The organism is Mucilaginibacter psychrotolerans, from assembly GCF_004519315.1.
In the GTDB taxonomy this organism is placed as follows: domain Bacteria; phylum Bacteroidota; class Bacteroidia; order Sphingobacteriales; family Sphingobacteriaceae; genus Mucilaginibacter; species Mucilaginibacter psychrotolerans.
The window spans coordinates 1-12,630 of sequence record NZ_SOZE01000023.1 but is presented as its reverse complement, the minus strand read 5'-3'; the positions used below and the strand labels follow the sequence as shown (position 1 = coordinate 12,630).

Annotated in this window: 15 protein-coding genes; 12 read left to right on the top strand and 3 right to left on the bottom strand. The window is 47.4% G+C overall.

Features of this window, described 5'->3' with window-relative positions; genetic code table 11:
• Window positions 1-5 precede the first annotated feature (5 nt).
• Both fabF and rnc read left to right on the top strand, forming a co-directional pair.
• Entirely contained in the window at window positions 6-1,259 is a 1,254-nt protein-coding gene (fabF, locus tag E2R66_RS19485; protein WP_133233840.1) for a beta-ketoacyl-ACP synthase II, read from the top strand.
• Window positions 1,260-1,270: 11 nt separating this feature from the next.
• Window positions 1,271-1,996, top strand: coding sequence for a ribonuclease III (gene rnc / locus E2R66_RS19480; RefSeq protein WP_133233842.1), 726 nt, complete (start codon window positions 1,271-1,273; stop codon window positions 1,994-1,996).
• A gap of 91 nt (window positions 1,997-2,087) precedes the next feature.
• On the opposite strand, the gene E2R66_RS19475 is transcribed toward rnc, so the two are convergent.
• Complete coding sequence (locus tag E2R66_RS19475) at window positions 2,088-2,858, bottom strand: hypothetical protein (protein WP_134737950.1); 771 nt, start codon at window positions 2,856-2,858, stop codon at window positions 2,088-2,090.
• A gap of 188 nt (window positions 2,859-3,046) precedes the next feature.
• Between E2R66_RS19475 and E2R66_RS19470 the strand changes: the two genes are divergently transcribed.
• The 10 genes from E2R66_RS19470 to E2R66_RS19425 all read left to right on the top strand — a co-directional run bounded on the left by E2R66_RS19470 (window position 3,047) and on the right by E2R66_RS19425 (window position 9,792).
• Window positions 3,047-3,925: a YicC/YloC family endoribonuclease gene (locus E2R66_RS19470; RefSeq protein WP_240049353.1), complete on the top strand. Its 879-nt coding sequence runs from the start codon at window positions 3,047-3,049 to the stop codon at window positions 3,923-3,925.
• Between the two features lie 90 nt (window positions 3,926-4,015).
• On the top strand, window positions 4,016-4,585 hold the full coding sequence (gene gmk / locus E2R66_RS19465; protein ID WP_133233846.1) for a guanylate kinase: 570 nt from the start codon (window positions 4,016-4,018) through the stop codon (window positions 4,583-4,585).
• A 56-nt stretch (window positions 4,586-4,641) separates the two neighbouring features.
• Entirely contained in the window at window positions 4,642-4,989 is a 348-nt protein-coding gene (locus E2R66_RS19460; protein ID WP_262710312.1) for a four helix bundle protein, read from the top strand.
• Window positions 4,990-5,050: 61 nt separating this feature from the next.
• Window positions 5,051-5,626, top strand: a complete 576-nt coding sequence (nadD, locus tag E2R66_RS19455) for a nicotinate (nicotinamide) nucleotide adenylyltransferase (RefSeq protein ID WP_133233850.1) — start codon at window positions 5,051-5,053, stop codon at window positions 5,624-5,626.
• 4 nt (window positions 5,627-5,630) lie between these two features.
• Complete coding sequence (locus E2R66_RS19450) at window positions 5,631-5,819, top strand: hypothetical protein (protein WP_133233851.1); 189 nt, start codon at window positions 5,631-5,633, stop codon at window positions 5,817-5,819.
• A gap of 123 nt (window positions 5,820-5,942) precedes the next feature.
• Complete coding sequence (miaE, locus tag E2R66_RS19445) at window positions 5,943-6,542, top strand: tRNA-(ms[2]io[6]A)-hydroxylase (protein WP_133233853.1); 600 nt, start codon at window positions 5,943-5,945, stop codon at window positions 6,540-6,542.
• A gap of 212 nt (window positions 6,543-6,754) precedes the next feature.
• Entirely contained in the window at window positions 6,755-7,867 is a 1,113-nt protein-coding gene (locus E2R66_RS19440; protein ID WP_133233855.1) for a Kelch repeat-containing protein, read from the top strand.
• Between the two features lie 332 nt (window positions 7,868-8,199).
• Window positions 8,200-8,400: a hypothetical protein gene (locus E2R66_RS19435; protein WP_133233857.1), complete on the top strand. Its 201-nt coding sequence runs from the start codon at window positions 8,200-8,202 to the stop codon at window positions 8,398-8,400.
• Window positions 8,401-8,422: 22 nt separating this feature from the next.
• Window positions 8,423-8,800: a response regulator gene (locus E2R66_RS19430; RefSeq protein WP_133233859.1), complete on the top strand. Its 378-nt coding sequence runs from the start codon at window positions 8,423-8,425 to the stop codon at window positions 8,798-8,800.
• A 62-nt stretch (window positions 8,801-8,862) separates the two neighbouring features.
• Window positions 8,863-9,792 carry a PepSY-like domain-containing protein gene (locus tag E2R66_RS19425; RefSeq protein WP_133233861.1) on the top strand — a complete coding sequence of 310 codons (930 nt, stop codon included), beginning with the start codon at window positions 8,863-8,865 and terminating at the stop codon, window positions 9,790-9,792.
• Between the two features lie 453 nt (window positions 9,793-10,245).
• Here the strand turns inward: E2R66_RS19425 and E2R66_RS19420 are convergent, their stop codons facing one another.
• Window positions 10,246-11,076 (bottom strand): N-acetylmuramoyl-L-alanine amidase, encoded by an 831-nt coding sequence (locus E2R66_RS19420; protein WP_133233863.1) that lies wholly within the window; start codon window positions 11,074-11,076, stop codon window positions 10,246-10,248.
• 769 nt (window positions 11,077-11,845) lie between these two features.
• Window positions 11,846-12,630 (bottom strand): IS3 family transposase (locus E2R66_RS19415; RefSeq protein WP_158288454.1); only part of this gene is annotated, 785 nt, incomplete at its 5' end.

The window sequence follows — 12,630 nt, the reverse complement described above, 5'->3', positions numbered from 1 at the left end:
GTTAAATGGAGTTTAAAAGAGTTGTAGTAACCGGGCTTGGAGCGCTTACTCCAATTGGTAACACCGTACCAGAGTATTGGAACGGCTTAATCAATGGGGTAAGCGGCGCTGCCTTTATCAAGAGTTTCGATGTATCGAAATTCAAGACTAAATTTGCCTGCGAAGTAAAGAATTTTGACGCGGAAGGTTTTTTGGGCCGTAAAGAAGCCCGCAAGCTCGATCCCTTTGTTCAATATGCTTTGTTCTCTACCGAAGAAGCGGTTAAAGATGCCGGATTAGATTTCGGAAAACTGGATACCAGCCGCATAGGCGTTATCTGGGGTTCGGGCATTGGTGGTTTGAAAACGTTTTTAGACGAAGTGGTGAACTTTGCCAAAGGCGATGGTACTCCCAAATTCAATCCGTTCTTTATTCCGAAGATGATTGCCGACATTGCACCTGGCCATATCTCTATCAAATATGGTTTACGCGGGCCAAACTTTACAACGGTTTCGGCATGTGCTTCATCAAATAACTCGCTTATTGATGCCTTCAATTACCTGCGCCTTGGTAAAGCCAATATGTTTATCACCGGCGGTTCTGAAGCTATTATAAACGAAGCTGGTATTGGCGGTTTCAACGCTATGCACGCACTATCAACCCGTAACGACGACCCTTCTACTGCGTCGCGCCCATTTGATTTGGATCGCGATGGTTTTGTAGCAGGCGAAGGAGCGGGTACCATTATTTTAGAAGAATTGGGGCACGCACTAAAACGCGGTGCCAAAATTTATGCTGAAATGGTTGGCGGCGGCATGAGTGCTGATGCTTACCATATGACTGCACCGCATCCCGACGGCTTAGGCGCATCATTGGTAATGAAAGCCGCGTTAGAAGATGCCGGTTTAACCCCTGCGGACGTGGATTACGTGAACGTACATGGTACCTCAACCCCTATAGGCGACCCGCAGGAAGTAAAAGCAATACAGGATGCCTTTGGCGACCGGGTTTATGATATCAACATCAGTTCAACAAAATCAATGACCGGCCACTTGCTTGGCGCGGCAGGTGCTGTTGAAGCAATAGCCTCTATTTTGGCGCTGAAGAATGGCATCATCCCGCCAACTATTAACCATTTCACTGATGATCCGGCTTTCGATCCGCGCATCAACTTTACCTTCAATACCGCGCAAAAACGCGATATTAACGTGGTACAGAGCAATGGTTTTGGGTTTGGTGGCCACAATGCATCGGTAATATTTAAAAAATACCAGCAATAACCCCGCGTTGGATGCCAATAAGCCGCTTTTACAAGCTATACTTTTCTCCTAATAGAAAATACGTTAAGGTTTTAAAGAATTTGCTCGGCTTTGTGCCGGGCAATTTATCTTTATACCGTTTGGCTTTCAGGCACAAATCGGTTGCTCAAAACATACGCAAAGGCGTAAAGAACAGTAACGAACGCCTGGAATTTTTGGGCGATGCCGTGCTGGGCAGCGTGGTAGCCGAAGTGCTTTTTAAGCTTTACCCTTACGAGGATGAGGGCTTCCTAACCGAATTGCGCTCTAAAATAGTAAGCCGCAACAACCTCAATGCCCTTGGTAAAAAGCTCGGCTTTGATAAGCTGATAGAATTCGATACCAAAATATTGAATGGCGGCAGGCAAGGCTCGTTGCTAGGCGATGCCTTCGAAGCGCTCATTGGCGCCGTTTACCTGGATAAGGGCTATGATTTTACCAGGAACTTTCTGGTGAATCACATTATCAAATCTCATATCGACATCCATAAGCTGGAGCAAACCGAAACCAACTTCAAAAGCAAGCTGATTGAGTGGTGCCAGCGCCACGGCAAGGACATCAGCTTTGATGTGATCACCAACCTCGATGGTGAAAGTGCCAAGCTGTTTACCGTACAAGCCGTTGTTGACGGTGAAGTGATGGGCTCTGGCAAGGAGTTCAGTAAAAAGAACGCAGAAAAGCTCGCAGCAGAAAAAGCATGCGCGGCGTTGGGGATCTGATTGATTTCGGATTTCGAATGTTCAATTTCGGATTGAGGCTTGGTTAAGTCGGTTAACCACTCTCCACTCACTAATCAACTACTCACTAAAACTAAGGTTTCTTTATCTTTAATTCCCCCGGTCCACCCAGTGATACTGGCGCATTTATTTGGGGCAGGGCCTGGTACTTGTCGCTGTTGCGTTTGTAGTATTGGTAGTTGGTGCTGATGTGTTTCATGAGATCGTAATCGGCCCAAATCTTTAGGTCCTCGTACGATGGCCGCCAAAAGCCCATGAATTTTTGTGCTTCTACGGTATCTTTTACGCCGGTAACCTTCATTACCAGTGGCAGGTTGTATCGGCGGTCAACCTCGGTTGCTTCCAGTTCGCGTTTGCTGAAGGCTGCGAAGCGCCTGGCACGCCCGGGTGTTTTGCCGAATAATTCGTAAATGCCGGTTAAGGGGTTGGTTAAAAAACTCAGTACAGGCGGCTTGCCATTGTAAAAGGTACCCTGGCTTTTATATGCCCCCATAATTTCTTTAAGTTCCTGCCTTTTGGTTTGGCCAACCACGCGCACCTCGCTCAGCTTAAACTCGGGCTGCATGTAAACCACCATGCCGAAGCCCTCGCACTTTTGCTGCTGTACGGTATAATCTGATTTGGTAAATTCAAGGGTATCGCCAATATTGGCTTTAATGGTGTAGTTGCCTAGCTCGTCGGTAACGGTTTCAAACCTATTCTTTAAGTTCTTAACAGATACGCCCGATAGCCTGTCGTTTGATATTTTGCGGTACGTGGTACCCTTTGCCTCCTGCGCCTGCGCACAACACCGGCAAATCAGCATAAACAATAAGGTGCAGGTAAAAAGGCGCTTCAAGGGCATAAATATTTATAATACAAACTTATCGCTTTAAAACGGTTCCAAATGTGAAAAAGTGTTAAAAGCGGGAGAGAGGTTTGAGGCTTGAGTTTAGCGGTTAGTTTCTATCGCCTGGAATTACCTGATCACCAGCTTCGATCTCTAACCTCCGTTCTCTAGCCGCTAATTAACTAAAATAACTATCTTTGCACATGATAAAATCCATGACAGGGTATGGAATTGCCAGCTTCGATTCGGGCCGCACAAAATATACCGTCGAAATTAAATCCCTGAACAGCAAATTCTTAGAACTGTCCCTGCGCTTACCCAAAGTTTTCTCGGAGAAAGAGTTCCAGCTGCGCAACGATTGCAGCAAGCAGATAGAACGCGGAAAAGTAAACTTATCCATCAATGCCGAGCAAGCCAATGCCGCCGAAGTGAAAGCTGCCGGTATAGATAAGGCCTTGCTTAAGCACTACTACAGCCAGCTAAAAGCCGTAAGCGACGAACTTAACGAGCCGGGCGGCAACCTGTTGCAACTGGCCCTGGGCTTGCCCGAGGTGGTTAAGTTTGAAGAAGAATCGATATCTGAAGACGAATGGAAACTGGTAGAGAAAACCTTCAACCAGGCTATGGCGGCGTTTCAGCAGTTCCGTAGCGATGAGGGTAACGTGTTGGAACAGGATATCAGGATGCGTATAGGCATCATCCTTAAGAATCTGGAGCTGGTAGAAATTGAAGAACCTAAACGCGTGCCGGTTATCCGCGAGCGCCTTAACCAATTCTTAAGCGAAGCCGTTGGTGCCGAAAGTATAGATAAGAACCGCTTTGAGCAGGAACTGATTTACTTTATAGACCGTTTAGACATCACCGAAGAAAAAATAAGGCTGAAGGCCCACTGCGATTACTTTTTAGAAACGCTGAAAAATGCTGATGCCAATGGTAAAAAGCTGGGCTTTATTTCGCAGGAGATAGGTCGCGAAATAAATACCCTGGGTTCCAAAGCCAACGACGCCAACATGCAAAAGCTGGTGGTAGGCATGAAAGAGGAACTCGAAAAGATAAAAGAACAATTACTAAACGTGTTGTAAGTTGTTGTAAGGTTTAAGGTTGTAAAGTTGGAATGTTATAAACCCAACAGCAACCTTTAAACCTTGCAACCTTTCAACTTTCCAACAATAATGAAAGACGGTAAACTCATCATATTTTCGGCCCCATCGGGTGCAGGCAAAACTACTATTGTGCATCATTTGCTGGGCCAGATACCCAATTTGGAGTTTTCCATTTCGGCCACCACAAGGGCACCACGCGGCGATGAGGAGGATGGGAAAGACTATTACTTCATCAGCCTGGCCGAGTTCACCCACCGTATTGCCAAAAAACAATTCGTAGAATTTGAAGAGGTTTATACCGGCACGTTTTATGGTACCTTGCGCGCAGAGATTGAGCGCATATGGGCAAAAGGCAAAACGGTTATCTTCGATATCGACGTAGAGGGCGGTTTGCACCTTAAGCGTAAGTACGATGGGCAGGCGCTGGCCATATTTGTGCAGCCCCCGTCGCTAGAGGTTTTAAAAGAGCGATTGACCGGTCGCGGCACAGATAGCCCCGAAAAACTGCTGGAACGCTTTGGAAAAGCAGAAAAAGAATTAAACTACGCCCCGCAATTTGATATTATCCTCAAAAATTACGATCTTGAAACGGCTTGCGCAGAGGCGAAGAAATTGGTGACAGATTTTATAGCCGGTTAACAGTTTGCAGCTGGCAGTTTGCAGTTTGATTTACGACGGGTAGTTATAAAGATTTAGTGTTGTACAAGAAAAGCTTTACTCTGGCCATGGAGATTTTTTCTGTAACGAAGCAATTTCCCAAAGAAGAAATATATTCATTAACGGATCAGATAAGAAGGTCTTCTCGTTCTGTCAACATCAGCACTATCGAAGCTTACCGAAAGCGCAGGTATCCAAATCATTTTGTGAGCAAGCTAACCGATGCTGATATGGAAAACAGCGAAACTCAGGGCTGGCTGGAATTTTCCTTAGCGTGCGGATATATTACTAAAGAGGTTTATGAAAAGCTATTAGCTCTATCGGGCGAAGTGGGGCGGATTTTGCAATACATGATGGATAATCCGGATAAATTCGGCGCGGGATAACTCCAATGCAAACTGCCAACTGATAATTAACTGCCAACTGCACACTGCAAACTGCAAACTGATGAAAATAGGGCTACTATTCGGTTCGTTTAATCCCATACACATAGGGCATTTAATCATTGCCAATTACATGGCCAACCACACCGCGCTGGATAAAGTGTGGCTGGTGGTATCGCCACAAAACCCGCTGAAGAAATACGGCGACCTCATTAACACCTACGACAGGCTGGAAATGGCCAAACTGGCTACCGACAACGCCACCAATATTGCCGTGAGTGATGTTGAACTGAAGCTGCCGCAGCCTTCGTACACCATTGATACCCTGGCGCATTTAAAAGAAAAACACCCCGAACACGAGTTTGCCCTCATTATGGGCTCAGATAACCTGGCCACCCTGCATAAGTGGAAAAACTACAAACTCATCCTGCGCGATTACCGCATCTTCGTATATCCACGCCCCGGCCACGAGAATGCCGAGTTTGCCTCGCACCCCTCCGTTACCATCACCATGACCCCGCAGATGGAACTATCGGCAACGTTCATCCGTAAATCCATCGCCGAAAAAAAGAACGTACAATATTTTGTGCCCGATGCTGTTTTGAATTTTATAGAGAGCAAGGGTTTGTATAAAGTATAAAGTTATGGATGCATTAGTAATTTCGAAGGAAGGGCTACACGAAGTCTTGAGTAAGTTTCCGGATACGGTAATCTTAGAGGGTTTCATCGAAAGTATCATCATTCATGCTAAAATCGAAAAAGGGGTCGCAGAACTGGAACGAGGCGAAGGCATGGATTGGGAGGATGTAAAAAAGGAAATGGACAAATGGTGAAAAACGAAGTCAACGGCGGATACTCGCTTGCATACAAATAATCCTGCGTTCACAGGTGGGCTGTAAACCCTTCTTGTTGCTCGCCTCTTATATCTTACCTCCATTCTTCCTATCTTTGCTCCTGTGAGCGAGAAAACCATCCTAAAACTACACCTGCCTACCGACCCGCTTTGGGTGAAGAACGTGGTAGAAAGCAATATAGAAGAATTGCTTACCGACCACGCCTACTGCGAGCAAAAGGCCGCCACCAATGCCATCACCATCATTGTACAAAACCCCAACCTCAGCGATGTGGTGCAGGAAATGATTGCCCTGGCCCAGGAAGAAATGGATCACTTTAAACGCGTTCATGATATAATGCTGCAACGCGGCTTTACGCTTGGTAAAGAACGTAAGGACAATTACGTAAACGAACTGCGCAAATTCATGATCGTAGGCGGTGGCCGCGAAGCACAATTGATAGACAGGCTGCTGTTATCGGCCATGATAGAGGCCCGCAGTTGCGAACGCTTCAAGGTACTCTCCGAAAATATCAATGATGCTGCCCTTTCCGAATTTTATTACGAACTGATGGTAAGCGAAGCCACGCACTATGCCATGTTTATCCGCCTCGCTAAAAAGCACGCCGTAGAAATAGATGTAGATAAACGCTGGGCCGAGTTCCTGGCCTACGAAGCCAAAGTGATACAAAACTACGGCAAAGGCGAAACCATCCACGGGTAAGCGTCTCCAATTACCTTTAATCCTTTCAATCCCTCAACGGCAAAGCCCTCCTGCGCCGACAAAAACAATTACGTGCGGAAAATCGTGTTCTTATCGACACAAAATCCTCGTTTACCGATACCCACTACCCCGCCTTCTCCCTCCCCGCTACATTTACATCAATAAATTCAAGTATTCAGCATTGCCTTGTATAAGCAATTATTAGTATCGTCATGAAAAAAGCCGCTGTTTACCTCACAATTATGGCCCTGTTTGCCAGCCTTGCCTTTATGCCCATGGGCAAAGGCGATGGCCACTGGGAACTGCTTAAAACAAAAAACAAGATAGCCGCGCGCAGCGAATGCAGTTTTGTGCGGACGGACGAGGGCTTCTTTTTAATTGGCGGCGATGGCCCCGCCATGCCGGTTGAGGACCTTGACCTGGTTACACTCACCTGGAACAAGAAAGCCATAGCGCCCGTGCCGATGCACCATTTACAGGCCGTGGCTTACGACTATAAAATATATGTTCTTGGCGCATTTATGACGGGCAATTACCCCAACCAAACGCCTATAGACCATGTGTACCGATACGATACGCAATACAATATGTGGGAAGTTGGAGGCGAAATACCTGCCAGCCGCCGCCGCGCAGGCGGAGGCACCGCCGAATATAAAGGCAAACTGTACCTGGTGGCCGGTATTACCAACGGACATACCAGCGGCACCAACGCCATGTTTGATGAGTACGACCCGATAAAAAAGACCTGGAAGCAACTGCCCGATGCCCCGCACATACGCGACCATGCACAGGCGGTAGTGGTGGGCGATAAGCTTTACGCCCTGGGCGGGCGCAATACCAGCTTACACGACAAGGATAACTTCATGTCCTTTTTTGATAAGGTGCAGTTGGCGGTAGATTGTTACGATTTTAAAAAAGGCAAATGGAGCACGCTAGCCGCCGAGCTACCTCTGGGTACAGGTGGCGGCACAGCTGTAAACCTGGATGGGAAAATATACTATATAGGCGGCGAGCGGGCAACCGCCACTACGCCCAATGGCCCGCAAAAAGATGTTTTTTATTACGACCCGGCCAAAGGCGGCCAGTGGGTAAAAACCGCCGACCTTAATCTGGCACGAAACGGCGTTGGCGGAACGGTTTACGAACATAAGATTTATATAGCCGGTGGAGCAGGCGGCGGCATGCCGGGTCCGTCGCCAGGAGCAGGGCCGGGCGGGCCACCGCAAGGGCCGCCACCACCTAAAGGCGATAAAGCGCCGCAGGGCCCTCCGCCGGGCGGGCAAGGCGGCGGCGATATAGCCGTAGAAGTATTTACGTTGAAATAACCCGCGAAATTAACGGAGCAGGGGGAGGCATTCAGGTGTTTAGGTTAGCAAGTCCTCCCCCTCCGCTCCGTTCAAAAGATGGCTTCATAAGCGTTCTGTTTTTTTCATATAGTTCAGTAGGGGCGTTTGTGTGTGCTGCACTGCGCCCCATTTTTTTGCACTAAACTAATCTGCCCGTTTTCGCCCGAAGCTGAGCTGTCTGAACCGTTGATCTTATTGATTAAATGATTTCGCTGATGGGAATTATTTTCTCGTCAAATAAATCAGGCTAATCCGTTAATCCTAAAAATAATGGTTCAGAAATATTAACGGAATCATTTAATGTCTGAACCATGATTTTCCTGATTTTAGGATTTCTTGAAGCAAAAGATCAGGCAAATCCGTTAATCCTAAAAATCATGGTTCAGACAAAAAATCCAAGCAATAATCGCCTTAATCCGGAAAATCCGCTTAATCCCGGTTCCCTTTACCGATACATTCCCGCTGTTAAACGATACTCTGCAAAATGGCTCCTTGCAAAGCCTCACCTTTAGCTTAACAAAATTTAGCAATAAGATGAACGCCCTTCACGATAAAAAACACATACTGGTACTGGATAAGGATAACCGCATACTATCGGTAGTGGATGACCTGATGCACCTGGGCAATTTTGAGGTACACATTACTTACGACCCCAACGCTGTTTATGACCGCGCCAAAGCCCTGAAACCCGACCTGGTTATTTTAGATTACCTGCTGCTGAACAACGAGTGCCAGGAAATTTGCCGCGACTTTAAAGAAGATGCCGACCTACAGGGCGTGCCCATTATTGTGGTAACCAGCTACAAAAGCAAAAAGATACTGGCCGAAGCCTATAAATGCGAAGCGCTGTTTGTAAAGCCATTGGATATAAGCCTGTTTGCCTCGCGGGTAGATTACCTGATGGCTTCCTAATACGCCAAAAAAGCAATTGAATATATATAGAAACCAATTTTTTAAATAAAAAAAGCATGATCATGAAAAGGAAACTTATCTACTACAGCTTAATGCTGCTGGGCAGCGCAGGTATGTTATCGTCTTGCACCAAAGATGCCGCTACTACTGCCGAAGCTACCACTGCGGCATCTAAAACGGCCCTGGCTACCGCCGTTGCCAACACGGGTTCCATCGCTATTGCAACCGTAAGCCTATCGGGCGCAACCGATAGCCTTTACCTGGTGGGCTGCATGGGCAAGCGCGATAAAAAAGACACCGTAGCCTTTAGCGCATTGCCTGCCGCCGTTGGTACTTACCTCACTACCAACTATGCGGGCTACACGTTTAAAAAGGCCTTCTCGGTAAAAGACAGCACCGGCGTGCTGGCCGCCTACATTGTAGCCATCCAATTCAATGGCAACGCAGTGGGCCTTAAATTTGCTACCGACGGTACCTTCGTAAAAGTGTTGGAGCAACGCATTGGCGACGACCTGAAACACGGCCGCCGTTTCCACGAGGGTGGCCCCTTTGGCGACCGTAACGGCCAACCGCGCGATACCATTGCCCTATCGGCCATCCCTGCTGCCGTAAGCACTTACTTTACCACCACTTACCCTGCCGATACCCTGCTGCATGCCTTTGTGGCGCACGATAGTACTTATGTGCTCATCAGCAAAAACAACGGCCTGTTTGCAACATCCATTACCCCCGCAGGCAGCCTGGTTGTACGTGCCCAGATTGATGCCCGCCACGGCAAAGTAGCATCGGTTACCGAAGCCGCATTACCTGCAACGGCTACCACTTACCTCACCACTACTTATGCAGGTTACGTGTTTAACAAGGCGTTTTCGCTAAGTACTAAAGCAGGCGTTTTGCAAGGTTATGATGTATTTATAACCGTGAACAATACCAAATACGTGGTAACGTTTAATGCTACAGGCACATTTGTGGCGGCAAAGGCTATCCGTTAATTAGCCTCTATTTATATATATACCCGGCCCCCGGTTTTTCTTAGGAAGAACCGGGGCCTTTTTGTTGCTGAAGATTTGACTCACCCCGACGGCACTATCGTGCGTCGACCCTCTGCTCCGCAAAGAGGGTGAGGAAAAGAAAAAAAAGAAAAAAAGCCCCCTCTTTGCGTAGCAGGGGGTTTGGGGGTGAGTCGAATAGCGACGCAGACATGGCCGCATGGCAAGTTGACTCACCCCGACGGCCTGCATGCGCAGGCGTCGACCCTCTCTAACTTCGTTAAAGAGGGTGAAGAAAGCGGAAAGAAAAATAAAAAAAATTGCCCCAATTTCTCCCCTTCTTTGCGCAGCAGGGGGCGGGGGGTGAGTCGACTCTCAATGCAAATCCTAAAAAACTGCCCACTGCCCACTGCAGACTGCCCACTGCTAACCGCCCACTGCCAACCGCCAACCGGCTCAATACTTCCTATACACATTATACAACACATCCATATCGCAACAGGTGAGTACCGGCAGGTCGTCTGTTTGTACAAAGTGGCGTTTAAATGCGCTGATGGCGGCGGGGAGGTTGCTTGTATCGTACCCGATGAGCCGCAGAGCCGTAACATAGTCGAAACCTTCGGGGGCGGGTAGCTGCTCTACATCGGCCCACATACCGAAGCCTTTTTGGGCCAGCAATGCCCAGGGGAACAGTAGCCCGGGATCGGGTTTGCGGGCGGGGGCAATATCCTGGTGACCGATGAAATTTGCCGTTGGGATGTTATACGTTTTTTTGAGCTGCGCCAACAGCAGTAGCAGGCTTTGCATCTGCGCCGGGGCGAAGGGCTCTTTGCCCGTATTATCCAGTTCGATGCCGATGGAGCAGCTGTTCATATCGCTGATGCTGCCCCATTTGCTGATGCCCGCATGCCAGGCGCGCAGGTAATCGTTCAGCATGTGCACGATCTTGCCGTTTTTACTGATCACATAATGCGCGCTCACCTGCGGCTTTACCAGCGTAAAAGTTTTGATGGTTTGCGCCAATGAATCCTGCGCGGTATAGTGAATGATGACGTAGTTTGGCTTGCGCAGGTTAAAGTTAACGGTAGCCACCCACTCGCTGGCAATAGGCCTGCCCAGGCTATCGGCCAGGGTAACGGTATCCTGCTTTTGCACCACGGCCACCAAACTATCCGTTGCACTGGTGTAACGCTTCTCGGTAACAGCGTAGGGGTTAGTAACCTTTGGCGAACAGGAGGAAAAGATGATTGCGGCGAAGAAGAGGAGGGGGAGGTAAACGTTTTTCATGGATGGTAAAAATAGGGAAATATGCTGAGTAACGTGTAAAGGGGGTTTTGGTTCGAGGGGGAGAAGCAAATGCATGATGATAGATTAAAACCATTTTACCGGCATCAGCAAAATGGTCTGAAAAACTGATGATGATGTTTGGTTTAAAAATGTATCAAAACAATATTCATTTTGTCATTTCGAACCAAGCGATAGCGAGGGAGAAAACTTGTTATTAACGCAAGGCTCTCCATGCAAAGTCACGACTTATATGGTCAACAAGATTCTCGTCGCGCCTTTTCACGGTCGGCCCTGGCTCGCTCGAAATGACAAAGCTTTTATAGCGTTACGTTCGGTTTGCGCCCTGTTAGGAGCGTGCTGAGAATAAACTTAAGCTTGTGGATGTCGCGTTTTTCGATGTCGTTTATTTTCGGCGCTCAAGAGCGCGTCGCCGTTCTTTTTTCTGCGAAAAAGAAAGTAACCAAAGAAACTTAGCGTAGCGACTGATGCTCCGACATCCCCCTCCAATTTTTGTCTGAACTGACTCGTCCTAATGAAGGTTGACACTTGGTCTTGTCCGTGTTTTGGTTTACACTTGGTCTTGTCCGTGTTTTGGTTTACACTTTTGGATGGTTAAACATGGGACTTTTAATAACATTACAATAATAGTTATTGTTGCTTGTTGTCGTGTTGGAATGTGGGAAACTCCTTCAGTTTTCCATATTTCAACACGTTTTTCTTTTTTGCTTCTTTTTTCTTTTCACTCAATTGCTTCTGATGTTAATAACGGCTACGGCGGAGGGGCTACTATAGCTTTTTTCTTTCTTGTATTCTTCCAGTATTTTTTCAGCGGCTCGGTGGTTGAATGAGCGGCAGCCGGCGTCAAATAACTACAACTCATGTGCGGCCTGAGATTGTTATACGCATCGATTGCCATTTTTACGCTTATCAAGGCTTCTGATCTTGATTGGAATACTTTACTTAAATCGAATTCTGTTTTGAGGATGCCGTTAACCCGTTCAGCAATCGGGTTTTCATAAGCCTCGCCGTTCTGGGTCATGCTGATGATGACTTTTTCCTTATTGAGCATCTTTATATAATCGTAACTACAATATTGCACCCCGCGGTCTGAATGATGCATCAATGGCTCATCGCTTGGAGTGTGGTTGTTTAAAGCCATCTTCAATGCATTTATCGTGCCTTCATTGGTAAGGTAAGGATGAAGGCAGTAGCCCATGATCTTTTTGGAATAAGCATCCGTAATCAGGCTCAGGTAGTTAAAGTCATAGCTGATGGTGATATAAGTAATGTCCGATACCCATAGCTGTCCTGGCCGGACTAATTCCAGATCCTTAGCCAGATCCGGGTACCTATGGAATGCATGGTTTGAATTCGTCGTACGGGGACCGCGCCTTTTTTTCACGATTAGCAGGCCATGGTTGCGCATCAAGGTATTAAGCTTGTCCCGGCCCATCTTGATGTTATTCGTCCTAAGGGGCTGATATATGCACCGGTAAAGCTTATGTAAGCCCAAGCCTGGCAACTCCCTCCGGACTATCGCTATCAATTCCAGTA